The following is a 22,086-nucleotide window of genomic DNA, read 5'->3' on the forward strand; positions in this document are numbered from 1 at the left end:
TAACACGTAATACTCAGTGTAGACCACGTTTTGCTTAACGAGGCGCGGGACGACCCTTTAGGGAAAATTCCGAATGCCCGTACAGCCACGCTGATGTAAGGTTGCGTGGCTTTTGAAGAGGAGAGGATCAAGCATGTATTTACGACCAGATGAGGTAGCGCGCGTCCTGGAAAAAGTGGGCTTTGAAGTCGATGAAATTACCCCCCGTGCGTACGGCTATCGTCGTGGCGACAACTATGTTTACGTCAATCGCGAAGCGCGCATGGGGCGCACGGCGCTGGTCATCCACCCGACGTTAAAAGAAAAAAGTCAGCCTTTCGCCGAACCGGCCTCAGAAATGAAAACCTGTGATCACTACACACAGTTCCCTCTCTACCTGGCCGGTGATACGCAGGAACACTACGGTATTCCGCACGGTTTCAGTTCGCGAATGGCGCTGGAACGCTACCTGCAAAGCGTGTTTGGCTAACGCATTCCGCCCCGTTATCACGGGGCGCCGATCCCGGCCTTTCTGGCACCTTACCGCTTCGCCCGTTGCATTTCGGCGCGACGACGCGTATAAATCTGCTGCATATAGATGTTTAGACGTCCATACGGATGAGGTTTATGAGCGAGCAGAATACGTCTTCGCAGGGTCAGTTCAAGCGAACCATGAAAGTACGCCACCTGGTGATGTTATCGCTGGGCGGCGTGATCGGTACGGGCCTGTTTTTTAACACCGGCTACATCATTTCCACGACAGGGGCCGCCGGTACGCTGCTGGCTTATCTGATTGGCGCGCTGGTGGTCTGGCTGGTCATGGCCTGCCTGGGTGAGTTGTCCGTGGCGATGCCCGAAACCGGCGCATTCCACGTCTATGCGGCCCGCTATCTGAGTCCGGCAACCGGCTATACCGTGGCCTGGCTCTACTGGCTGACCTGGACCGTCGCGCTGGGGTCCAGCCTGACGGCGGCAGGGTTCTGTATGCAGTACTGGTTTCCGCATGTGCCGGTCTGGATCTGGTGCCTGGTCTTCTGTATTGCCATCTATCTGCTGAACGTGATTTCTACCCGCTTCTTTGCGGAAGGGGAATTCTGGTTTTCCATCATCAAGGTCATCACCATTGTCGCCTTTATCGTCCTGGGCGGTGCAGCCATGTTCGGGTTTATTCCCATGAAGGACGGTACGCCAGCACCCGGACTGAGCAATCTTACCGCGCACGGCTGGTTGCCCAACGGTGTGTTGCCGATCATCATGACCATGGTGGCGGTGAACTTTGCCTTTTCCGGCACTGAGTTAATCGGTATTGCCGCCGGTGAAACCGAAAACCCGCAAAAAGTCGTGCCGCTGGCTATTCGTACCACCGTCGCTCGTCTCATCCTGTTCTTTGTCGGCACCGTCTTCGTGCTGGCGGCGCTGATCCCGATGGATCAGGCCGGTATCGTCAAAAGCCCGTTTGTGCTGGTGTTTGAGAAAATCGGTATTCCATGGGCGGCGGATATCATCAACTTTGTTATCCTCACGGCCATCCTGTCAGCGGCGAACTCGGGCCTGTATGCCTCGGGCCGGATGCTGTGGTCGCTGGCCAATGAAAACACCTTGCCGCGCGCCTTCGCCCGGGTAAATAAACGTGGCGTACCGCTGCTGGCTATCACCGTCAGCATGATTGGCGGGCTGCTGGCGCTGTTTTCCAGTGTGGTCGCGCCGGACACCGTATTTGTGGCGCTGTCTGCTATCTCTGGCTTTGCCGTCGTGGCGGTGTGGCTCAGCATCTGTGCATCGCACTATGTTTTCCGTCGCCGCCATGTGCAGCAGGGCAAAGCGCCAGCGGACCTGATTTACCGCGCGCCACTCTATCCGTTTACGCCGATTCTGGGCTTTTTACTCTGCCTGCTGGCCTGTGCCGGGCTGGCGTTTGATCCCTCACAGCGCATTGCCCTGTGGTGCGGAATTCCGTTTGTGCTGTTTTGCTATGGCGCTTACCATGTGACCCACAAAAAATCACAGGCTAAGGAGGCCAGAGATGTCGCGTAATCCTGTATCACACGCACTGCAGCAGACTGCTCCGTTGATTCTGGATGGGGCGCTGGCGACTGAGCTGGAAGCCCGGGGCTGCGATCTGACGGATGCGTTGTGGTCCGCGAAAGTGCTGATGGAAAATCCTGAGCTGATTTACCAGGTGCACTATGACTATTTTGCTGCTGGCGCGCGCTGCGCGATTACCGCCAGCTATCAGGCGACGCCACAAGGCTTTGCGGCACGCGGTTTGAACGAACAGCAGTCGCTGGCGCTGATCGCACAAAGCGTCGAACTGGCTCAACGTGCCCGCGCAGATTACCTGGCGACGCAGACAGACGACAGGATATTGCTGGTAGCAGGCTCGGTGGGCCCTTATGGCGCGTTTCTGGCGGACGGGTCGGAATATCGCGGCGACTATACGTTGCCCGAAGCCGAGATGATGGCGTTTCATCGCCCCCGGATAGCTGCCTTGCTGGCAGCGGGCGTGGATGTGCTGGCCTGTGAAACCCTGCCTTCGTTTGCCGAAGCGCAGACGCTGGTCAACCTGCTGCGCGAATTCCCTGACAGCTGTGCCTGGTTCTCCTTTACGCTGCGTGATGCGGAACACCTCAGCGATGGCACGCCGCTGCGTGACGTTGCGGCCTACCTGAATGCGCAGCCGCAGGTTATTGCCGTGGGGATCAACTGCATCGCGCTGGACAGTGTCACACCCGCTCTGCAGCAGCTTCAGCGCCTGACAGAGAAGCCCCTGGTGGTGTATCCCAATTCGGGTGAGCAGTACGATGCCAACAGCAAAAGCTGGCACTCCGCGCCCTCAGGTTGCACGCTGCATGACAAATTTGCCGAATGGCAGCAGGCCGGCGCACGACTGATTGGCGGCTGCTGCCGCACCTCGCCCCGTGACATCGCGGCGATTGCCCGCCATTGTCAACCGCAATAAAGCAGCAGAATCGGGCGATGATAGCCCGATTGAGAAGGATGAAAAGGTGGGAAGGGCGGTTTACACTGTGCTTCCTGACTTTTATCGGATCCTGCCATGAAACAGCACATTCTGGCTCTCGCTGCCGCGATGCTACTGAGCGGTTGCGCCACCATTGTTGGCAACGAAACCCAATCGGTTCTGATCGATTCGCAGCCGCCCGGCGCGCGTTTTACCGTACAGGATGAAACTGGTCGTCCGGTTGCGGAAGGCTATACGCCAAAAACCGTCATCCTGGAAAAATCCACCCATCGCTATTTTGGTAAAAAGCACTATTTGCTGATGCTGGAAAGTCCGGGCTACGTGCCCGTCACGGTGCCGATCGAAGCCCGTGCCAACCTGTGGTACCTGCTGGGGAATATTCCACTGCTGGGCTTCCCCGGCTGGCTGCTGGTCGATCCGTTCTACGGGGGCATGTATAACCTGGAACCCGAGCATCCAAAGCCTTACATGAACCCGGTCGGCGCACGCGGCTGATTACTGGGCGGTAGGTTTTACCATACCGCCCGGTGCTTTATGGCGTTCCAGATACTGATGCTGGAAAATGCACATACGAATGGTGTTGCGGTATTCGCCATTGATAAAGAATTCGTGTTTAAGCACGCCTTCAATCTCAAAGCCCAGTTTGCTGTAGATGTGGATGGCTTTCTCATTTTCCTGATCGACGATCAGGTAGAGCTTATACAGATTCAGCACGGAAAAACCGTAATCCATCGCCAGCTTCGCCGCCTGGGTGGCCAGACCTTTGCCCTGATGCGCCGGATCAATGATGATCTGAAATTCAGCGCGGCGGTGAACATGGTTAATCTCCACTAACTCCACCAGCCCCGCTTTTTGCCCCTCATGCTCAACCACGAAGCGCCGTTCGGTCTGATCGTGAATGTGCTTATCGTACAGATCGGACAATTCCACGAAGGCTTCATACGGCTCTTCGAACCAGTAGCGCATGACGCTGGCGTTATTATCCAGTTGATGCACAAAGTGAAGATCTTCTCGTTCCAAGGGGCGAAGTCGGATGCTCATGGTTTTTCCTTGCATCAGGCTGAGGCGGCAATCTGCTCAACGATCCGTCCCTGCGCCATCCGGACGGCACGGTCACACATGTGATCAATCACATCGGGATCGTGGCTGACCAGCACCATCGTCAGACCATCCTGACGCTTAAGATCGTTAAGCAGATTGAGAATCTCAGCCTGGATTGACATATCCAGTGCCGATGTTGGCTCATCCAGCAGCAGTATTTTGGGCTGCAGCAACAGGGCGCGCACGATAGCTACACGCTGGCGCTGACCGCCGGACAACTGATGAGGATAGCGATCGGCCAGCGACGGATCCAGCCCCACATGGCGAAATCCCTCATGAATACGATCGTCGATGTTGTCCCGTTTCAGCAGGTTGAGCGGCTCGGACAGCGTACGGCGCAGGCGATGGCGGGGATGCAGGGAGGCATAGGGATCCTGAAACACCATCTGCACCTCCTGACGCAGCGCGCCGGTAAAGCTTTTGCCCGGCAGAACTTTGTGCCCTGCCAGTTGCATGTCCCCCTGCCAGTGCGGATTCAGTCCGGCCATCACCCACAGCAGCGATGACTTGCCGCAGCCAGACGGGCCGACCAGACCAAAACACTCGCCCGCGTTAACCTGCAGGTTAACGTCGTGTACGACGGTGCGCAGATCGTAACCCTGTTTGTGTGACACGCTCAGGTGTTGCAGATTAATCATGGTGAGCCTCCAGCGCTGCGCGGTCCAGCACCGGTAGTGGTTGTCCGTGCGTGGCTTTACTGGGGCGGCAGGACCACAGCGTTCGAGTGTAGGGATGGGTTGCGCGCGGCAAATCCGCCGCAGGCAGCGTATCCAGCACGCGACCTTTGTACATTACCATCACGCGCTCGCAGTGCTCTGAGACCTGTTGCAGATCATGGCTAATTAGCAGCAGGCCCATGTTGCGGGACTCCACCAGCTCACGAATCAGCGACAGCACCTGATCGCGCATGGCGTGATCCAGTGCGGATGTCGGCTCGTCGGCAATCAAAAAGGCCGGATCGGTAATCAGGGCGATGGCCAGCATCACGCGTTGTCCCATCCCGCCGGACAGCTGATGCGGATAAACCTGCATCAACTGGCGCGGATTAGGCAGGCCGACGGCATCCAGCATGTCGCACACCTTTTCTTTGCGCGCTGCGCGGCTCAGACGACGGTGCAGAATCAGCGGCTCTTCCACCTGCCAGCCGATCGTCCGTGACGGATTCAGCGCATATTTGGGGTCCTGCATGACCATGGCCACGCGCTCGCCCCGCAGCTTACTCCAGCCGCGCTCGTTCAGGGTCAGGGCATTTTCACCCGCGACCTGAAGCTGGCTGGCCTGCAGATGCAGGGCAGGGGACAGTAAGCCCATTAACGTCCGGGCGGTCAGCGATTTACCCGAACCGGATTCACCGACCAGCGCCACGCGCTCCCGCCCGATGGAGAAACTGATATTGTCGACCAGTGTCGCCGCCTCGCTGCGGATGCTGAGTGACTCCACAAGAATGTTATTTTGCATGTCGGGTATCCAGTCGGTCACGCAGGCCATCGCCTGTCAGGTTAAACGCCAGGCTGGCAAACAGAATGGCCGCGCCGGGAGCCGCCGCCACCCACCACTGGTCAAAGATCACCTTACTGCCTTCCGCAACCATTGAACCCCACTCGGCGGTAGGCGGTTGCACGCCCATGCCCAGAAAGCCCAGTCCGGCAGCGGCCAGGATAATCCCGCCCAGGCTCAGCGCCGCGCGCACCACGGCGGTGGGCAGGCACAGCGGCAGAATATGGCCGAACATCAGGCGAAAGCCGGTAATGCCTTGCATACGGGCGGCGGCCAGATAGTCACTGCGCCGCAGCGCCAGGGTTTCGGCGCGCGCCTGACGGGCAAACGGCGGCCAACTGGTCAGCGCCAGCGCCAGCGCACCGTTCATCAGGCCCGGTCCCATAATGGAAACCAGCGCCAGGGCAATCACCAGGTTTGGCAGTGAAAGAAAAATATCGGTGATGCGCATTAAGACGCGCTCGGTCCAGCCGCCCGTATAGCCGGCGGTAATGCCCACCAGCAGGCCCACCGGGATAGTGAGGATCAGAATCAGTGATACCAGCAGCAGCGTCGGACGTGCGCCATAGATCACCCGTGAGAGCAGGTCGCGGCCAAAGCCATCGGTGCCAAACCAGTGTGCAGCCGAAGGCGGCAGCAGGCGGCTGGAGATGGTTTGCAGATTGGGATCGTAAGGCGCGATGAGCGGTGCCAGCACTGCCATCAGAATGACAATCGCCACCAGCGTTAACCCGATGGTTAACGAGGTGATGCGTCGGCGGCTGCGTCGTGGTCGCACCGTTTCAAGTTCAGTAAGTTGTTGCGTCATCGTGTTCTCGGATCGGTTAACCAGGTGAGGGCGTCCGCCAGCGCATTGATCAGAATAAAACAGCTTCCAATCAACAGAGTGGCCCCCAGAATGGCTGGCACATCGCCAGAGAAGAGCGCATTGGTCATATAGCGCCCTACACCAGGCCAGGCAAACACGGTTTCTGTCAGCACCGAGCCTTCCAGCAGCGTGGCATAGGACAGCGCAATCACGGTAATGAGCGTACCCAGCACGTTCGGGAAGATATGGCGCAGCAGAATCCGCACCCGGCCCGCGCCTTTTGCCCGCGCCAGCACCACGTACTCTTTACTGCTCTCTTCCAGCAGCGCCGCGCGCAGCAAACGGGTAATGCCCGCCATCGCCAGCAGGCCCAAAATCACCACCGGCAACCAGAGATGGGCCACCGCGTTCCAGAAAATTTCCCGGTCGCCCGACAGCCAGCTGTCAATCAGCACAAAGCCGGTTTTCGGCTCCAGCGTATAGGCCCAGATATCATCCAGCCGTCCCGGTCCGGCAGACCAGTGCAGCACCGCATAAAACAGCAATAAGCCCAGCAGGCCCAGCCAGAAGACCGGCACGGAGTAACCCAACAGAGAGATAAAGCGTGCCACGTTATCGATCACGCTGCCGGGTTTCCAGGCGGCCAGCAACGCCAGTGAAACGCCAAAGATCACGGCAAAAATCATTGCGCAGGTGGCCAGCTCAATGGTGGCCGGAAACGTCTGCAACAGGTCGCTGCTGACGGGCTGATTCGTCAGACGCGAAACGCCGAGGTCGCCGCGCATCAGATGCGCAATGTAGTGCCAGAACTGCATCAGTACCGGTTGATCCAGCCCGAGATCGTGACGAACCTGCGCATAGGTCGCTTCACTGGCATGATCGCCCGCGATTTGCTGTACCGGATCGATCGGCGAGAGATGCGACAGCATAAAGGTAAACGCCAGCAATCCTGACAGAGTGATTACCAGTGACAGTAAGCCTGATGAAAGGCGGCCAGCGCGCCGCCAAAAATGCCGGGCGGACCCGGCAGAAGAGGCAGAGTGTGCCATTACTTAGTAACCTGCGAATAGTAAACCATGTCCGGGTTAATGCCCTGAACGTAGCCTTTAAGGTTATCGCGCAGGGCGATAAGGTTTTTCGCCTGCAGTCCAATAACATAAGGCGAGCTTTTCAGCACTTCACGTTGCATCGCCTGGTAAAGTTCAACGCGTTTTTTCGGATCGCTTTCCGCGGTTGCAGCCAGCACCTGCTTATTCAGCTCTGGAATATGCCAGTCAGAACGGTAAGCAATCGTCTTGCTGCCATCTTCCGGGTTGTAGGCGAACGACGAGGCGTTGGTATTCGGATCAAAGTAGTCTGCGCCCCAGGCGTTGATCGTGCCTTCGTAGTTATGCGCTTTGACGCGGGTAGAAACTTCAGAGCTCAGTCCCGGCAACACTTCCACTTTTACGCCGCCTTTAGCAAAGCTGCCCTGCAGGGCCTGGGCAATATCCAGATACGGGGGCTGATTGCTGGTGGACAGGGTAAAGCTGACATTCGTCAGGCCGGCTTTTTTCAGGATCGCTTTCGCTTTTTCCGGATCGTAACTGTACGGGTTGTCGTTTAAGGCACCCAGAAAACCTTTCGGCAGAAACGTCTGGTGCACATCGAACTGCCCTTTCAGCAGCTGTCCGGCAATGCCTTTATAGTCGAACAGGTAGCGTGCCGCTTCCCAGAAGGCCGGGTTTTTTAACGCCGGATTGTTTTTGTTGCCGATGTTGAACTGGATGTAATACAGCGAGGCCATCGGAATCGCGTCGGTTTTCACACCGCTTTTGCCCTGCAGCGAGGCAATCTGGTCTGCCCCCAGGTTACGGGCGATGTCAGCGTCGCCTTGCTCAAGCAGCAACCGGCGGGCCGCCGGTTCCGGCACATTTTTGATCAGAATATTTTTAATCTTCGGCGCGCCGGCCGGTGACGTCGGGTTGGCGGTCAGGATGACGGCCTGATGCATCACCACTTTACGAATCTGGTAAGGGCCGCTACCGGCAGAGTTGGTGGCCAGCCAGCCGTTACCGAAATCGCCTTTTTCGGCGTGCGCGCTGACAGTTTTTTCATCGACGATGGAGGAAACCGGTGCGGACAGCAGGCTAAGAACGTAAGCCGGGCTGACGTTCGCCGTCCAGCTAATCTGCACATGGTTGTCATCAACCTTTTTCAGGAAGCCATCCACATTATCTTTGTTCCAGCCGAGCTGGGTCAGAATAAAGGAAGGATCCAGATTCAGTTTCACCACGCGCCCCAGCGAGAAGATCACATCTTCCGGGCGCAGGGGATTGCCGCTGGCGAATTTGGCGTCTTTACGCAATGCAAACGTCAGGCTGCGGTTATCGCTACCTGGCTGCCAGGATGTCGCCAGGGTCGGTTTTAAATCTGTGGGGTTTTGTGGATCCGACTGCACCAGGCGCTGATAAATGTTGGTAAACGCTTGCACGCTGGTCAGTTCAAACCCTTTCGCCGGATCAAAGCTGTCTGCATCGTCTGTTGACTGTACGACGACCAGGGTATCTTTTGGTGTGGCGGCGTTAACGCTGAATGCGGTGGCCAGTGACAAGGCCAGTAATGATGGAATTATTTTTTTCATGGAAAATCCTTGCCTGAGAAAGTAACGCGAGTGTACGAAAGGGCTCATGCAAAGAATAGTCGATTATGGGCTAATGATATGCAAAAAAGTTATAACAAATGCAGCACAGTTATAAGGCTGATCAGGCGGTCATGCTGAAGTCACAACGGTTAATAAACGAAACCGGGATTGAACCGTTATTTTTCTTTACCCGAACGGGGCTGAGATTATACTAAGTGAAAATAGTCGCAGGAGTCATACTTTGGACAGTCACCCTAAATACGTTATTACTCCGGCAAGCTAACTGCATTTCGCTGCTTGCCACCTGGCGGGCAGCAATCTTCTCTGTACGATCCGATTGCTCTCCCTGAAATACACGCTGTAGTCACTGCGAGAGCGCATTATGTTTATGTATATTCAGGCCCTTTTTCCTCCGCCTCGACAGGCGTAGCCGCGGGCTGCGCACCCTTTCTCATACAGTCATTTTTTGTGCGTTTATTTCGCCAGGTCCGGTATTGCGCGGTATTTTTATTTTTCTGCGCGGCGGACGTGCGCGCTTATTTATTAAAAACTGACTGAACCTCTTTACCGGAAATAACCGGAAATACAGGCATGCTTTATTTCGCATGCAGGATATCTGTTGCTTTAAATCAGGGAGATGTCGACATGAGCGACATGAAACTCGAACACGCCGCGATGATTCACAACCGCCAGCGTGCACTTAAAAAAACCAAAACGCCCTTTGCCATTGAACGCGAAGCACGCAATCGCACCGATGTCACGCTGAGCAACCTCCACAGCAGCTATGAGGGCCTGACGCACACGGAAGCCCGGGCGCGATTAGGTGATTATGGTCGCAATGAGGTGGTGCATGAAAAAGCGCCTTCCGCGTTTGTCCAGCTGATCCTGGCCTTTAACAATCCGTTCATCTATGTGCTGATGGTGCTGGCACTGGTCAGCTGGGTAACCGATTACTGGCTACCGCTGCGGGCCGGTCAGGACACCGATCTGTCTGGCGTGATCATCATACTTACCATGGTAACGCTCAGTGGACTGCTGCGTTTCTGGCAGGAGTTCCGTACCAACCGCGCCGCGCAGGCTTTAAAGTCGCTGGTTCGCACGCAGGTTACCGTACTGCGTCGTGAAGAAGGCAGCACGACTGGCCGCCGTCACGATATCGATATGCGTGAACTGGTGCCCGGCGATGTGATTTTATTGAGTGCGGGCGATCTGGTGCCGGCCGACGTGCGCTTGCTGGCCTCGCGCGACCTGTTTATCAGCCAGGCGATCCTGACCGGTGAATCGCTGCCCGTTGAGAAAAACGATCTCAGCGCAGGTGAAGAGATCGCAGAGCAGCCCGGTCGCAGCGTACTGGAGCTCAGAAACAGCTGTCTGATGGGGACCAATGTCGCCAGCGGCACGGCTCGCGCACTGGTCGTCGCCACCGGCAGTGAAACCTGGTTTGGTTCGCTGGCGGCCTCGCTCTCAGGTCGTCGTCCGCAGACCGCGTTTGACCGTGGCGTAAACAGCGTGTCCAGACTGCTGATCCGCTTCATGCTGGTGATGGTGCCGGTTGTCTTACTGATCAACGGCTTTACTAAAGGCGACTGGATGGACGCCACCTTGTTCGCGTTGGCGGTTGCCGTCGGTCTGACCCCCGAAATGCTGCCGATGATCGTCAGTGCCAATCTGGCCAAAGGCGCGATTGCGATGTCACGGCGCAAAGTCATCGTTAAACGGCTGAACGCGATTCAAAACCTCGGTGCAATGGATGTGCTGTGTACCGATAAAACCGGCACGCTGACGCAGGACAACATTTTTTTGTCGGCGCATCTGAACGGGGAAGGCGTAGAGGATGCGCGCGTATTGCTGCTGGCCTGGCTCAACAGCAGCAGCCAGAGCGGGGCAAAAAATTTGATGGACCGCGCGGTACTGAAATTTGGAGAGCAAACCCTGTCTGCGGCCCAGTGCAGCCAGTTTCAGAAGGTGGATGAGCTGCCTTTTGACTTCGTCCGCCGTCGTGTCTCTGTGGTGGTGGAAGATCTGCAAACGCACCGTCCACTGTTAATCTGCAAAGGGGCGGTCGAGGAAATGCTGGCTGCTGCGACCACACTACGTCAGGGCGAGTCGGTCATTCCGCTGTGCGAACAGAAACGCGTCGAACTGTTGAACCTGACGCAGCATTATAATCAGCAAGGCTTTCGCGTCCTCCTGGTGGCAACCCGTGAGCACGGCATAGCGCTGCCACTCAGCAGCAATGATGAGTGCGAGCTGACCATTGAAGGGATGCTGACCTTTCTGGATCCGCCTAAGGAGAGCGCGGGCAAAGCGATTCAGGCGCTGAAAGACAGTGGCGTGAAGGTCAAAGTGCTGACAGGCGACAATCCGCTGGTGACGTTGCGCGTCTGTCAGGAAGTGGGGCTGGCTTCTGAAGCCATGCTGACCGGCAATGAGATTGATGACATGAGCGACGCGGTGCTGCGCACGGAAGTGGAGCGCTGCATGATTTTCACCCGGCTGACGCCGCAGCAAAAGTCACGCGTGCTTAAACTGCTGCAGCAGAATGGTCATACCGTCGGTTTCCTCGGCGATGGCATCAACGATGCGCCTGCACTGCGCGAGGCCGATGTGGGGATCTCTGTCGATACGGCGACGGACATTGCCAAAGAGTCATCGGACATTATCTTGCTGGAAAAAGATTTGGCCGTGCTGGGCGAAGGTGTCCTCAAAGGGCGCGAAACCTTCGGCAATATCATCAAGTATCTGAACATGACGGCCAGCTCGAATTTCGGCAACGTGTTCTCCGTACTGATTGCCAGCGCATTTATTCCTTTTCTGCCCATGCTGTCTATCCAGTTGCTGATTCAGAACCTGATGTATGACATCTCTCAACTGGCTCTGCCCTGGGACAAGATGGATCGCGAGTTTTTACGTAAACCGCGTAAGTGGGATGCCGGTAACATCAAGCGCTTTATGCTGTGGATGGGGCCAACATCGTCTATTTTCGATGTCACGACCTTTGCGCTGATGTGGTACGTCTTCGGGGCAAATCATGAAAGCGCCCAGTCGCTTTTCCAGTCTGGTTGGTTTGTGGAAGGGTTATTGTCTCAAACGCTGGTGGTGCATATGTTGCGGACGCAGAAAATTCCCTTTATTCAAAGCTGCGCCCGGCTGCCGGTGCTGCTGACCACGATGGGTATCTGTGCGGCGGGTATCCTGCTGCCGTTCTCTTCGCTGGGTACGCTGGTGGGATTAGTTCCGCTGCCCTGGCACTATTTCCCCTGGCTGGTGCTCACCCTGTTTAGCTACTGTCTGGTGGCGCAGGGAATGAAGATGGCGTACATCAAACGCTTTGGCCGCTGGTATTAAATGCTTCAGCCGTAAAAACATCGCCGGTCAATGCCACAAGGTGAGGGTGGCATTGACCGGTTTTCCCTCTGTGCGCATCTGCACGGCCCGTCTTCGTGAACTTGTGCTATATCATTGCAAAAAACGTGATGTCGATAACGTAGACGAACCTTTCTGCCATTCCCGCTCTTGCCGTGGCGTTCTCTGATACAATTACAGCGAAATTATTTAACCTGACCTGACAATATCCGGGTTGGAGGGATCTGCCGTCATCATGCGTGTTAGCTCAGCGAACGGACACGTATCTGAACGCCGCCCGTTTCCCCGGCCGGTAATGCACACTGCCCGCCACGTCAGAAGATTTTGCTCAGTGGCCATGCATACCACACCCGACCGGCGCTGATGATGCGCGGACTTTTTTGCCCGATGATTGAGGATCGTTATCCCGCATGCGTTGTTGTTTACTGCCTTGCCTGTGTGTTGCCGGAGCCTGAAATGCAGCAGACAGAATATGTAATTGAAGGTCTGGTTCGGTTTTCACCCGCTCAGGGACGACTGTGCCTGGTCGAGTCCAGTGAAACCAGCGTGCCCTTATCGCCTGCCTGCAATCATTTACTGGAAATGTTTCTGAAAAGCCCCGGCGTGGTGCTGGCCCGGGAACATATTCTTGATAATTTCTGGCAGGAAACGGGCGCAACGCCTTCGTTCAACAGCCTGAATGCCTATGTATCGTCTATTCGACGCGGTTTTGCCTCGCTGGGCATCAGCCAGGACGTTATCACCACCGTTTATAAAGTGGGCTTTGTTTTCAATCCCACGCTGGCGATTCAAACGACGCACCTTGAGCCGGAACTGGCGGCTCCCACTGCGGATCCGGTCTCTCCGACGGCGGCTCTGCCGCGACGCGACCGTCGTTATTACGCTGCAGGTATTGCGGTGCTCCTGCTGGCAGGCATGACTGTGCTGGTGCTGTCTTCTCTCCGGCCTGAAAAATCGATCGCGCCTGTCAGCGTGGCAGACGTCAACGGCTGCGAGGTACTCTATCTGCCGGTGCATCCGGGGGAATCGGCTTTCCCGCCGGAACCCGTGTGGCGCAAAATCATCGCCAGCAGCGGCATGCCCTGTCAGAAGGGCGGCAAATATCTGTTTTATGCGGACAGAAACGTGACGGCTGGCCACTGGGGCAATGTCTACGTCGCTTACTGCCGCCACGTAACGGGCGGCCAGGCCTACTGCTCAAACTATTCTGAACTCGGATGGCGGGCAGAGAATGAATAAGAAGAACGTCGTGTCGCTCAGTCTGGTTTTGCTCTGTGCCATCCTGGTTATTGCGGGAGGCCTGTACTCTGTAAAATCGCAACGCGCCATGTTCGAATTTACCTGCGCAGCGAATTTTCAACAGCGCGATCTCACCCGGAATTATCATCTGGATGCCAGCTTTGTTCTGACGCTGCGTCATTCCGGAGAAGGCATGGTGTCCGTTGATGGAACGGTCTATCAAGCGGGAAATACGTATATCTTAAGACGTAATGTCGAATTTCAGTATTCACCCTATATTCAGTCACTTTATAAGCTCGACCACTATAGTGTGAGTCGCGGTCTGCGCGACAACGTACCGGAAAATATATTAAACAGCCACTTTGCCTATCTCTATATTTCGAAAATTAAAGGAATGGAGGATGCGATATTGGTAGGCAGTCGGGTATTACCTCTTATCGTTTGTCATACCCGCTAATGGCGTTGTCCGCAGACGCGGGTAGCGCCGTTTCGCACGTCCTTGCCCTGCGGAATGTGTGCGGGTTTACGCCTCCTTCTGGTGGCTACCCTGCACAGCGAGCGTCTCTTGTGTGGAATTTAATTTTATATAAATTTATAAAAACAGTTTTTCCTTTCTAAAATTAACCATTCTAAGGTGTTTGTATCTATTTGAGCCCCGTAATTGTTAAATCCTCATATCGGCAGCATGCCCGGGTTCGTTACAGCCTGGCGCTGTAACGAAATAACAGACATAGCCGGAAAATTTAATTTTTGAGGTGTTAACACTTTACGGGGAAACGGCCATGAAAGAGCTTGCTTATAAAATTCAATGTGACGCGAAATGGAATCAGCTTCAGGACACTGAGAAAAAACCACAGATGAAAGACGTCATTATGTGTCTTATTAAAAAACAGTCGGAAGGCATATTAACCCGGGACGTCGCCGATGAGTGCGATATATCTATTTATGCTGCAAGAAACTGGCTGTTAAAACTGGAAAACAGTGGACTGCTAAAAAGAGAGGCCGGAACCAAATCCTGTAAATGGTTTATTCTTTAGTGTTTCCCGTGCTTGCTCCCGATGACCTGACGCTCACCGGCAACCGTGCGTGACTGCACAGGTGGGATGTGCCGCAGGGAAAGAAGCCCGTCATAACGCGGCAACGGACGCGCCCCCGCGCGCGTCAGACTGATGGCCGGTAACCGGCCGTCCTGACGGCGCGCCGCGGGGATTCACACATAGAAATGAATATGTTTTTTACCATGTACCGGGGACGTCTCGATCTGTGTTTTGACCCTGAACACGTCCCACAGCAGTGACTCCGTGAGAATCTCATCCGGCGTGCCCTGCGCCACCACGCCCCCGTGCAGCATAATGATAAGACGATCGCAAAACAGCGCGGCATGGTTCAGATCGTGAATTGCCACAATGCTGGTGACCGGTAGCTCGCTGATCAGCTTCATCAGCTGAATCTGGTGGTGAATATCCAGATGGTTGGTGGGCTCATCAAGCAGTATTTCATTCGGTGACTGGGCAAGGGCCCGGGCGATATGCACACGTTGCCGTTCTCCGCCAGACAGGCTCTGCCAGCCCTGATCGCAACGTGAGGCCATATCCACACGTTTCAGTGCGGCATCGACGATGTCGTCGTCCTGATGGGTCCAGCTGGAAAACGGCGAGTGATGCGGAATGCGGCCCAGTTTGACGATATCGCGCACACGCATATTGGCACTGGTTAACGCATGTTGTTCAACGAAGGCGACACGGCGGGCAAGCTGTTTGCGGGCAATGGACGACAGGTCCTTGCCATCCAGCAGCACTTTGCCCTTTTGTTGCTTACGCAGGCCAGCCAGAAGACGAAGCAGGGAGGATTTGCCTGAGCCATTTGGCCCCAGTAATCCCACCGTTTCGCCCGGCGATACCGCCAGGGAAACGTCATTAACGATGATTTTTTTCCCCACCTGCCAGGTAAGGTGTTCGGCGCTAATGCTCATTATTGATTCCTGGAGCGATAAATAATAACGGCAAAGAATGGTACACCCACCAGCGCGGTAACCACGCCCACCGGCAGGCTTTGGGGGGCAATCAGCATACGAGAGGCAATGTCCGCCAGCACCATCAAAATCGCACCCGCGATAGCACAGGCCACCAGCAGGCGGCTGTGCAGAGGACCGAAAAAGAAGCGCATCACATGCGGCACCACCAGCCCGACAAAGCCAATTGAGCCGGCCATGCTGACAATCGTGGCGGTCATCAGGGCGGTTGCCGTGAACAGCACCAGACGAACCACGCCAACCGGAATACCTAACGAAGCCGCGGCATCGTCGCCAAAGGTGAAGGCATCCAGCGCGCGCGCATAATAAAGACAGACCGCTAAACCGACCAGCACGACCACGACCACCAACTGAAACTCCGGCCAGCGTACGCCGCTAAAGCTGCCCAGCAGCCAGAACATGACGTCGCGCGCCTGCTGCGCATTTGCCGAGGTACTAATGGTGTAAGCGGTTATCGCATTAAAGAGTTGCGATGCCGCAACGCCCGCCAGAATCGTGCGCTCCGTCCCGCCACGTGCGCCATTGGTCAGCAGGGCAACAAACGCAAAAGCCGCAAAGGCACCGGTAAAGGCACCCAGCGAAAGGGAGATGGCACCCGCGCCGACGCCCGAGACCACAATCAACACCGCCCCGGTTGATGCGCCAGCCGAAACCCCTAACACGTAGGGTTCGGCAAGGGCATTCTTCAGCAGGCTCTGTAACACCGCCCCGCAAATCGCCAGACCTGCCCCACTGAATGCGGCAACCAGCGCCCGGCTTAAACGGAAATCCCAGATCACGCTTTCATGGATACGGTTAACGGGCACCGCCGTCATTCCCAGTTTATTGGTGACGGTATAAAAGACGGATTTTAGCGGTATTGATAACTCGCCTACGCTGACGCCCAGTGCAATCACCACAACCAGCACGACAAGGGCGAGGATCGCAATGGCGATAAACCCCACTCGTCGTGCCTGAACAGCCCCTTCACTCATTAATTCAGGCCCATCTTACGTAACTGCTCTGCAACCTGTTCTGCACCATAAATCGTACGAATCGTCGGGTTCATCGCCTGACCGTCCATCACGACAATATGGCCTTTTTTCACGGCATCGAGCTGGCTCACGGCCGGATCGCTTTTCAGGAACTTAATCTTTTCTTCGGCGTTATCCAGCTTCCAGCGATTACGATCAAGGCTGGTGACCACGATGACATCCGGATTGGCGGCAATGATACTTTCCCAACTGACAGTGGGCCACTCGGTTTCGGTGGTAATGGCATTATGGCCGCCCAGCAGATCGGCGATAAAGCCGGAGGCACCATTTTTACCGCCCACGTAGGCATCCGCGGTGGGGGAGGAGCTGGAGAACCAAAACACGAAAGACAGGTCTTTCTTGCCTTTAGGAAAGGCTTTTCTCAGGGCGCTTTCACGCTTCTTAAAGTCGTTGATCACCTGCTGTCCGCGATCTTCAACGTTAAAGATTTTGGCAAAATCGGCGATTTCTTCGTAAACATAGGCCATATTCCACAGCGTCGAACGGCTGCCATAAATATCGCCGGTATTCTGCTTCGTGGCACACATGCCTGGTGACAGGTAGGTGTTTATGCCAACGGACTCAAAGTCTTCGCGTTTGGCAACTTTACTGCTCGGCCCCATCAGTAGCTGAATCTGGGCAGCCACAAAATCGGGGTTTTTCGCCAGGATGGATTCCAGCGTAGGGATTTCCACCGTCAGTACCGGCACTTTCGCATTCTTTTCAGCAAGCTCAGGTAACACTTTGGTCGGCCAGAATGCGCTCGCCACCATTTTATCCTGCAGCCCCAGCAGCAGCATGATTTCCGCCGTATTTTGCCCAAGCGCTACGACGCGCGCTGGCGCTTTAGTAAAGGTTTCCTTCTGACCACAGTTTTCGATGGTCAGCGGATAGGTGGTGGCCCAGGCGGAACTCGTCGTGAGGAAAATAAAACTCAACAGGCTAAGCATTTTTTTCATTGGTGTTTTCCATCATTAAATGAGACGGCATGCCGTAACGATTCTGGCGCGGCGAATTTTATCAGACAAAAAATGTAAATAGAAATCATTATTATATGAGTTGATATTTAACAAAAACGCATAAAATTTACTTCAGTTATTAGCCGGGAAAGAAATATCAGCGCAGCAATAAAGATAAATCACGCCGAGTCAAAACAGCGTGATAAGCCCTTGCTGAGGCGGCACTGACGCCGCTCTTGCATAAGAACGGGTTAATCGTTTTCCACGTGATAAAAAGATCACGAACCATTGAGCGGCATCGATATCAGAGAATAAACCCAAAAACCGCTTTGCACTTGACCGAACGCACGATTAAAACGGGCCTGGGTGAGAGAGCTGAGTGAAACAGATAGCCTCCATTTGCGCTCCACAGTTCAGACAAACTCAGGCAACCTGGGGTGCTTATCATCCTGCCACCATTGTGGAGGATGTCATGAATACCCTTACGTTTATTGCTAAATACTGTGAATACGGCCTCAAGGTTGCAAGGTGTTTTATTATTAATGATGCACGTTTTCATACGCAGCGATTGCGTATTTTACTGGGCAGAGAGCCTGACCTGATTCATCCGGTCACCCTGAATGAAAAAATGTGTCATCGGTTGATATATGACAGGAATCCGCATTATACGCAGTTGGCGGATAAATTAGCGGTGCGCGATTACGTGGCCAGCCGGACCGATGATGTGATGATTGTGCCACTCATTAACACGTATAAAAGCACCAAAGAGATTGCGATAAACCGTTTACCCGCGACTTTCGTTTTGAAATGCAATCACGACAGCGGCAGTACGATAATCTGTAAAGACAAAGCGACGTTCAATATCAAAGCCGCTTTACTGAAGCTGGATTTAGCGATGAAAAAGAATATGTATTACACCACTCGGGAATGGCAATATAAAAACATCTCGCCGAAGATTCTCTGTGAAGAATATATTGAATTGTTTGCAGGCCGTGAAAGAAGTACAACGCCTGAGATGTTGCGTATCCATTGTTTCAACGGTAATGCCAGCATTATTGAGGCGGATTTTACTGATGAGCAGGGCAGGGAATATGTCAATGTCTACAACAGAAAGTGGGAACTGCAGCCTTTCCAGATTGACTATCCTCATCATCCTGCGCCGATAGCCGAGCCCGCGTTGTTTTATCGCGCACTCTGTGCCGCGCAGGCGCTGGCAAAAGATATCGACTACTGTCGGGTCGATTTAATGCTGAAAGATGACAGCCTGTATTTTAGTGAAATCACCTTAACGCCTCAGCGCGGCAAGCTCAAAATAATGCCTCTGGAATGGGACGCTAAACTCGGCGCGATGTGGCAACAGAAGCCGTATCAACCCACCTTATCCTGCCGATCTGCCCTGGCGCGCAACGGGCCAGCGCAATAAAAACAGCGAACCGCCCTGAGAAGACGTTTTATAGCCGATATCGCCACCGTGAGCCTGCATAATTGCTTTGGCGACCGACAGGCCCAGCCCGCAGCCTGTCGGATTGGCCGCACGACCTGCGATACCACGTTGAAACGGCTCGAACATATGACGCTGGAACTCTTCGGCTACGCCCGGCCCCGCATCTTCCACCTCAATAAAGTAGGCGCTGTCCCGGACACCGCTTCGCACAGCGATCGGGCCTGGCGTGGCGTAATTGCGTGCATTATCAAATAAAATCGTCAGGCACTGAATAATTCTGAGTGGATCACATTGCGTTATCGCCTGCGTTTTCTCCATGACCAGAGTGAATCCACGTTCACGGAACTGATGGCAAAACGCAGTACTGACGTTCTCCAGGATATCGCTAAACGGGACAGACAGGATATCCAGCGTAAACGAACCCCCTTCCGCCGCGCCGACAACGCGAAGGTCGTCGATCAGACGAGATAATCCCTCAGTCTGCCGCAAGAGGCTGATAAATAAGTGGGGTTCAGGCTCAAAAACGCCGTCGACCAGCCCCTGCAACCTGCCGCGCAGAATAGTCACCGGTGTGCGAAGTTCGTGGGCAATGGCCGCGTTCCAGGACTTCCTTTCGTTGTCCAGGGTCTGCAGTTTTTCCGCCATGTCGTTAAAGTCCCGGACTAACAGATTGACCTCGCCCAGGCGACTCTGGCTGCTGGCGGCGCGCGCGCTTAAATCACCCTGAGAAATACGTCGCAGGCTGGCGGCGACGGAACTTAAGGGGTGAAGGATTTTCGCGGTGAGTTTAAACGCAAACAGCAAGGCAATCAGAATGCAGAGAGAGGAACTGATGGCGATCCAGACCCAGTCGAAGACCGTCATATTTTCGCTGTTGCTGGCGGATAAGCCACCAGGGATATGATCAATGACAAAGCTGTAGAACAGATAAGAGCCCACCACCGCAACAAAAATAATGGCTAAGGCCAGAGTCAGCATAAACAAAAGAATTTGCCGACTGAGCGCTTTGTCTTTATTCACTTCTGTTCACCCAGCCGATAGCCCATGCCGCGAATACTTTCCGGTACGCCTGATATGCCACAGTTTTCGAATTTTTTGCGTAATTTACTCATGTGGCTGTCGACCGTTCTGTCCAGCGTATCGCTTTCAGGTAAGCAGGCGTTCAGCAACTCTTCCCGACTAAAAACTCTACGTGGGTATTTTGCCATGTGCGTCAGCAGCTTAAATTCTGTCGTGGTCAGGACAGGCGTCAGTGTCTGACCGTTGCTGTGGATCTCCACATAAAACTCATCGGGATAAAGCGTCATGAAACGGGTTTTAATCAGGTTTTGCGGTGCCGCCTGAGGGTTGGCGCGGCGCAACACCGCCTCGATACGAGCCACGACCTCAGAAGGATTAAACGGTTTAACGATATAATCGTCCGCACCCAGCCGAAGCCCCATGAGTTTATCGATATCCTGATCCAGGGCTGTGACCATGATGACCGGCGTATTGCTCTCTTTGCGCAATGTTGAAAGGACATTCCAGCCATCAACGCGGGGCAACTGGATATCAAGCAGCACTAAATCAGGCTGCAGGCGGGTGATCAATGTGAGGGCTTGCTCACCGTCGGCCGCATGGACGGTTCTCATCCCGGCTCGCTTGATGTAACTCATCAGGATATCGGAGATTTCAACATCATCCTCCGCCACCAGGATTAATTTGTCGTTATTCATGACGCCCTCAACATCAAAGTCAGAAACGGTTGTCGGTCAATGTTACATCCACACCAGAATGCGTCGCCTCGCAATCGGCACAGTATGTCAGTCGCGGCAGACCAGCAAAGCACACTGCGACATAACAGACATCAGGCCCTGAACGCATACAGCATGATGAGACCGCAGGAGGCTCGCAACAGTTCACTCACCACTCTTTTTGCAGCAGGGCAAAAACCAACGTGTCCTCATACACAGGCACACCGTCTTCCTGCGTAAAACAGACGTACTCTTTGAAGCAGCCTTCCAGGCGCATCCCCAGACGGCGGCATAGCGCTTGTGAGCCTGCATTATCGCTTGCAACATACGCATAGAGGCGGCGGACGTCCCTGACGTTAAAGAGATAAGTAAACAGACAGGTCGTGGCTTCCAGTGCAAAACCCTGTCCCTGATAGTATGGATTGACATACCAGCCAACGCTTAACGTATTGTCATCGGGCTCGGCCTCACCAGAAGCAAACAGATGGCCGATCACGGCACCCGTTTCTTTTAAACAGATGACATATTGCGTGTCATCATCGCGCCTTTTTGTGGCTTCCTCTCTGGCGGCGGCCATGTCTTCCAGTTTTTCATCGTAAAAGCATGCGGGCTGGGGATCAGACAAATAAGCAAACAGCGCTTCGGCGTCGTCCGGCATAAAACGCCGCAGGATTAATCGTTCTGACTCTGCTATTTGCATAACGCACCTTTACGTGAGGAAATAGAAGCGATAATAAGGAAAGATGAAGCATTTTTAAAAGGCTGCACTGTGTGAAAACTGGCGCTATATTACTGTTGATGGTTTTATGTTGTCCATCGTATATAAGCCATTCCCCCCGTTTTTATTTAATGATTTTCTTCTCCATATTCCCTCCATAAAAATGACATCATGGCTCATTGTTCGCGCGTTAAGCTGTAACTATGCGCATTATTATGAGACCGTTCGTGATGAGGCCAGGTATTTTAATCAGGTTAAGTTATTGCTGTTTATTTTGGTCATTACTCGCGACAGGAATAAGTCCCGCATCAGGCCTGTCTCAAAAAATTTATCGTGTTCCCCACGCAAAGCCGACGGTTATTGCGCTTTATTATCCAAAAAAAACGCTCACCGTTCACGCGTGGAACCGGCATTTTTGGCAGGCCGTCGCGACAAACGCCACAGCCTGGCGCGGTGGTCGGGTTACCCGGCTGTTATATAAGTCTGTTGTCCATCGGCTGACTGAAAACTGACGGTGGAGCGCGTCGGGTGAAATGCATCCCACAGATGCGCACAAAAGGGCGTCATGCGCTGAATAACACCTGATCAGATGCA

At 54.4% G+C, this 22,086-nt stretch carries 21 protein-coding genes; 9 read left to right on the forward strand and 12 right to left on the reverse strand.

The genetic code is table 11. The annotated features are described in order from the left end of the window. Positions 1-133: 133 nt before the first annotated feature. The 4 genes from RAC65_RS19735 (at position 134) to RAC65_RS19750 (ending at position 3,454) form a co-directional block, all read left to right on the forward strand. On the forward strand, positions 134-469 hold the full coding sequence (locus tag RAC65_RS19735; RefSeq protein ID WP_006120678.1) for a DUF2002 family protein: 336 nt from the start codon (positions 134-136) through the stop codon (positions 467-469). A gap of 137 nt (positions 470-606) precedes the next feature. After that, complete coding sequence (gene mmuP / locus RAC65_RS19740; RefSeq protein ID WP_006120677.1) at positions 607-2,013, forward strand: S-methylmethionine permease; 1,407 nt, start codon at positions 607-609, stop codon at positions 2,011-2,013. Next, a complete protein-coding gene (gene mmuM / locus RAC65_RS19745) occupies positions 2,003-2,938 on the forward strand; it encodes a homocysteine S-methyltransferase (protein ID WP_039340112.1) in 936 nt (311 codons plus the stop codon). The genes mmuP and mmuM overlap by 11 nt, the downstream gene beginning before the upstream one ends. Before the next feature lie 96 nt (positions 2,939-3,034). Further along, positions 3,035-3,454, forward strand: coding sequence for a hypothetical protein (locus RAC65_RS19750; protein ID WP_006120675.1), 420 nt, complete (start codon positions 3,035-3,037; stop codon positions 3,452-3,454). Here the strand turns inward: RAC65_RS19750 and speG are convergent, their stop codons facing one another. Genes speG through RAC65_RS19780 form a run of 6 tightly spaced genes read right to left on the reverse strand, consistent with a single transcriptional unit; the run spans position 3,455 to position 8,988 of the window. Continuing rightward, a complete protein-coding gene (speG, locus tag RAC65_RS19755) occupies positions 3,455-4,000 on the reverse strand; it encodes a spermidine N1-acetyltransferase (protein ID WP_006120674.1) in 546 nt (181 codons plus the stop codon). A gap of 14 nt (positions 4,001-4,014) precedes the next feature. Then, positions 4,015-4,698, reverse strand: coding sequence for an ABC transporter ATP-binding protein (locus tag RAC65_RS19760; protein ID WP_054633263.1), 684 nt, complete (start codon positions 4,696-4,698; stop codon positions 4,015-4,017). After that, complete coding sequence (locus tag RAC65_RS19765) at positions 4,691-5,518, reverse strand: ABC transporter ATP-binding protein (protein WP_058702299.1); 828 nt, start codon at positions 5,516-5,518, stop codon at positions 4,691-4,693. The genes RAC65_RS19760 and RAC65_RS19765 overlap by 8 nt, the downstream gene beginning before the upstream one ends. Beyond that, positions 5,508-6,365, reverse strand: coding sequence for an ABC transporter permease (locus tag RAC65_RS19770; RefSeq protein ID WP_054633264.1), 858 nt, complete (start codon positions 6,363-6,365; stop codon positions 5,508-5,510). The genes RAC65_RS19765 and RAC65_RS19770 overlap by 11 nt, the downstream gene beginning before the upstream one ends. Continuing rightward, positions 6,362-7,414 (reverse strand): ABC transporter permease, encoded by a 1,053-nt coding sequence (locus RAC65_RS19775; RefSeq protein WP_039340107.1) that lies wholly within the window; start codon positions 7,412-7,414, stop codon positions 6,362-6,364. Before RAC65_RS19775 ends, RAC65_RS19770 begins: the two co-directional genes overlap by 4 nt. Next, a complete protein-coding gene (locus RAC65_RS19780; protein ID WP_033739429.1) occupies positions 7,414-8,988 on the reverse strand; it encodes an ABC transporter substrate-binding protein in 1,575 nt (524 codons plus the stop codon). Before RAC65_RS19780 ends, RAC65_RS19775 begins: the two co-directional genes overlap by 1 nt. A 645-nt stretch (positions 8,989-9,633) precedes the next feature. On the opposite strand from RAC65_RS19780, the gene mgtA reads away from it, so the two are divergent. From mgtA to RAC65_RS19800, 4 genes are all read left to right on the forward strand, one after another. Continuing rightward, positions 9,634-12,336: a magnesium-translocating P-type ATPase gene (gene mgtA, locus RAC65_RS19785; protein WP_058702300.1), complete on the forward strand. Its 2,703-nt coding sequence runs from the start codon at positions 9,634-9,636 to the stop codon at positions 12,334-12,336. A 474-nt stretch (positions 12,337-12,810) separates the two neighbouring features. Next, the gene (locus RAC65_RS19790; RefSeq protein ID WP_039340102.1) at positions 12,811-13,593 is read left to right on the forward strand and encodes a winged helix-turn-helix domain-containing protein; all 783 of its coding nucleotides are present in this window, start codon (positions 12,811-12,813) and stop codon (positions 13,591-13,593) included. After that, positions 13,586-14,050, forward strand: a complete 465-nt coding sequence (locus RAC65_RS19795; RefSeq protein WP_006120666.1) for a hypothetical protein — start codon at positions 13,586-13,588, stop codon at positions 14,048-14,050. The genes RAC65_RS19790 and RAC65_RS19795 overlap by 8 nt, the downstream gene beginning before the upstream one ends. 325 nt (positions 14,051-14,375) lie before the next feature. After that, positions 14,376-14,630, forward strand: coding sequence for a FaeA/PapI family transcriptional regulator (locus RAC65_RS19800; protein WP_058702301.1), 255 nt, complete (start codon positions 14,376-14,378; stop codon positions 14,628-14,630). Positions 14,631-14,803: 173 nt separating this feature from the next. Here the strand turns inward: RAC65_RS19800 and RAC65_RS19805 are convergent, their stop codons facing one another. Genes RAC65_RS19805 through RAC65_RS19815 form a run of 3 tightly spaced genes read right to left on the reverse strand, consistent with a single transcriptional unit; the run spans position 14,804 to position 17,597 of the window. Then, positions 14,804-15,565: an ABC transporter ATP-binding protein gene (locus RAC65_RS19805; RefSeq protein ID WP_006120484.1), complete on the reverse strand. Its 762-nt coding sequence runs from the start codon at positions 15,563-15,565 to the stop codon at positions 14,804-14,806. Further along, positions 15,565-16,599, reverse strand: a complete 1,035-nt coding sequence (locus RAC65_RS19810; RefSeq protein ID WP_058702302.1) for an iron ABC transporter permease — start codon at positions 16,597-16,599, stop codon at positions 15,565-15,567. Before RAC65_RS19810 ends, RAC65_RS19805 begins: the two co-directional genes overlap by 1 nt. Beyond that, the gene (locus RAC65_RS19815) at positions 16,599-17,597 is read right to left on the reverse strand and encodes an ABC transporter substrate-binding protein (protein ID WP_058702303.1); all 999 of its coding nucleotides are present in this window, start codon (positions 17,595-17,597) and stop codon (positions 16,599-16,601) included. The genes RAC65_RS19810 and RAC65_RS19815 overlap by 1 nt, the downstream gene beginning before the upstream one ends. A gap of 472 nt (positions 17,598-18,069) precedes the next feature. On the opposite strand from RAC65_RS19815, the gene RAC65_RS19820 reads away from it, so the two are divergent. Continuing rightward, a complete protein-coding gene (locus RAC65_RS19820; RefSeq protein ID WP_058702304.1) occupies positions 18,070-19,020 on the forward strand; it encodes an ATP-grasp fold amidoligase family protein in 951 nt (316 codons plus the stop codon). On the opposite strand, the gene RAC65_RS19825 is transcribed toward RAC65_RS19820, so the two are convergent. The 3 genes from RAC65_RS19825 to RAC65_RS19835 all read right to left on the reverse strand — a co-directional run bounded on the left by RAC65_RS19825 (position 18,976) and on the right by RAC65_RS19835 (position 21,474). Continuing rightward, positions 18,976-20,061 (reverse strand): ATP-binding protein, encoded by a 1,086-nt coding sequence (locus tag RAC65_RS19825; protein ID WP_058702305.1) that lies wholly within the window; start codon positions 20,059-20,061, stop codon positions 18,976-18,978. The genes RAC65_RS19820 and RAC65_RS19825 overlap by 45 nt on opposite strands. Then, on the reverse strand, positions 20,058-20,756 hold the full coding sequence (locus tag RAC65_RS19830) for a response regulator (RefSeq protein WP_058709012.1): 699 nt from the start codon (positions 20,754-20,756) through the stop codon (positions 20,058-20,060). The genes RAC65_RS19825 and RAC65_RS19830 overlap by 4 nt, the downstream gene beginning before the upstream one ends. A gap of 187 nt (positions 20,757-20,943) precedes the next feature. After that, the gene (locus tag RAC65_RS19835; protein ID WP_375097065.1) at positions 20,944-21,474 is read right to left on the reverse strand and encodes a GNAT family N-acetyltransferase; all 531 of its coding nucleotides are present in this window, start codon (positions 21,472-21,474) and stop codon (positions 20,944-20,946) included. Between the last annotated feature and the right edge of the window lie 612 nt (positions 21,475-22,086).

Origin of the sequence: Pantoea sp. BS_8, assembly GCF_041954965.1 — a bacterium.
Lineage (GTDB): Bacteria > Pseudomonadota > Gammaproteobacteria > Enterobacterales > Enterobacteriaceae > Pantoea > Pantoea stewartii.

Bases quoted from the DNA above. Each gene is read 5' to 3' on its own strand.
- RAC65_RS19735 (WP_006120678.1), top strand. From the start codon at position 134: ATGTATTTACGACCAGATGAGGTAGCGCGCGTCCTGGAAAAAGTGGGC.
- mmuP (WP_006120677.1), top strand. From the start codon at position 607: ATGAGCGAGCAGAATACGTCTTCGCAGGGTCAGTTCAAGCGAACCATG.
- mmuM (WP_039340112.1), top strand. From the start codon at position 2,003: ATGTCGCGTAATCCTGTATCACACGCACTGCAGCAGACTGCTCCGTTG.
- RAC65_RS19750 (WP_006120675.1), top strand. From the start codon at position 3,035: ATGAAACAGCACATTCTGGCTCTCGCTGCCGCGATGCTACTGAGCGGT.
- speG (WP_006120674.1), bottom strand. From the start codon at position 4,000: ATGAGCATCCGACTTCGCCCCTTGGAACGAGAAGATCTTCACTTTGTG.
- RAC65_RS19760 (WP_054633263.1), bottom strand. From the start codon at position 4,698: ATGATTAATCTGCAACACCTGAGCGTGTCACACAAACAGGGTTACGAT.
- RAC65_RS19765 (WP_058702299.1), bottom strand. From the start codon at position 5,518: ATGCAAAATAACATTCTTGTGGAGTCACTCAGCATCCGCAGCGAGGCG.
- RAC65_RS19770 (WP_054633264.1), bottom strand. From the start codon at position 6,365: ATGACGCAACAACTTACTGAACTTGAAACGGTGCGACCACGACGCAGC.
- RAC65_RS19775 (WP_039340107.1), bottom strand. From the start codon at position 7,414: ATGGCACACTCTGCCTCTTCTGCCGGGTCCGCCCGGCATTTTTGGCGG.
- RAC65_RS19780 (WP_033739429.1), bottom strand. From the start codon at position 8,988: ATGAAAAAAATAATTCCATCATTACTGGCCTTGTCACTGGCCACCGCA.
- mgtA (WP_058702300.1), top strand. From the start codon at position 9,634: ATGAGCGACATGAAACTCGAACACGCCGCGATGATTCACAACCGCCAG.
- RAC65_RS19790 (WP_039340102.1), top strand. From the start codon at position 12,811: ATGCAGCAGACAGAATATGTAATTGAAGGTCTGGTTCGGTTTTCACCC.
- RAC65_RS19795 (WP_006120666.1), top strand. From the start codon at position 13,586: ATGAATAAGAAGAACGTCGTGTCGCTCAGTCTGGTTTTGCTCTGTGCC.
- RAC65_RS19800 (WP_058702301.1), top strand. From the start codon at position 14,376: ATGAAAGAGCTTGCTTATAAAATTCAATGTGACGCGAAATGGAATCAG.
- RAC65_RS19805 (WP_006120484.1), bottom strand. From the start codon at position 15,565: ATGAGCATTAGCGCCGAACACCTTACCTGGCAGGTGGGGAAAAAAATC.
- RAC65_RS19810 (WP_058702302.1), bottom strand. From the start codon at position 16,599: ATGAGTGAAGGGGCTGTTCAGGCACGACGAGTGGGGTTTATCGCCATT.
- RAC65_RS19815 (WP_058702303.1), bottom strand. From the start codon at position 17,597: ATGAAAAAAATGCTTAGCCTGTTGAGTTTTATTTTCCTCACGACGAGT.
- RAC65_RS19820 (WP_058702304.1), top strand. From the start codon at position 18,070: ATGAATACCCTTACGTTTATTGCTAAATACTGTGAATACGGCCTCAAG.
- RAC65_RS19830 (WP_058709012.1), bottom strand. From the start codon at position 20,756: ATGAATAACGACAAATTAATCCTGGTGGCGGAGGATGATGTTGAAATC.
- RAC65_RS19835 (WP_375097065.1), bottom strand. From the start codon at position 21,474: ATGCAAATAGCAGAGTCAGAACGATTAATCCTGCGGCGTTTTATGCCG.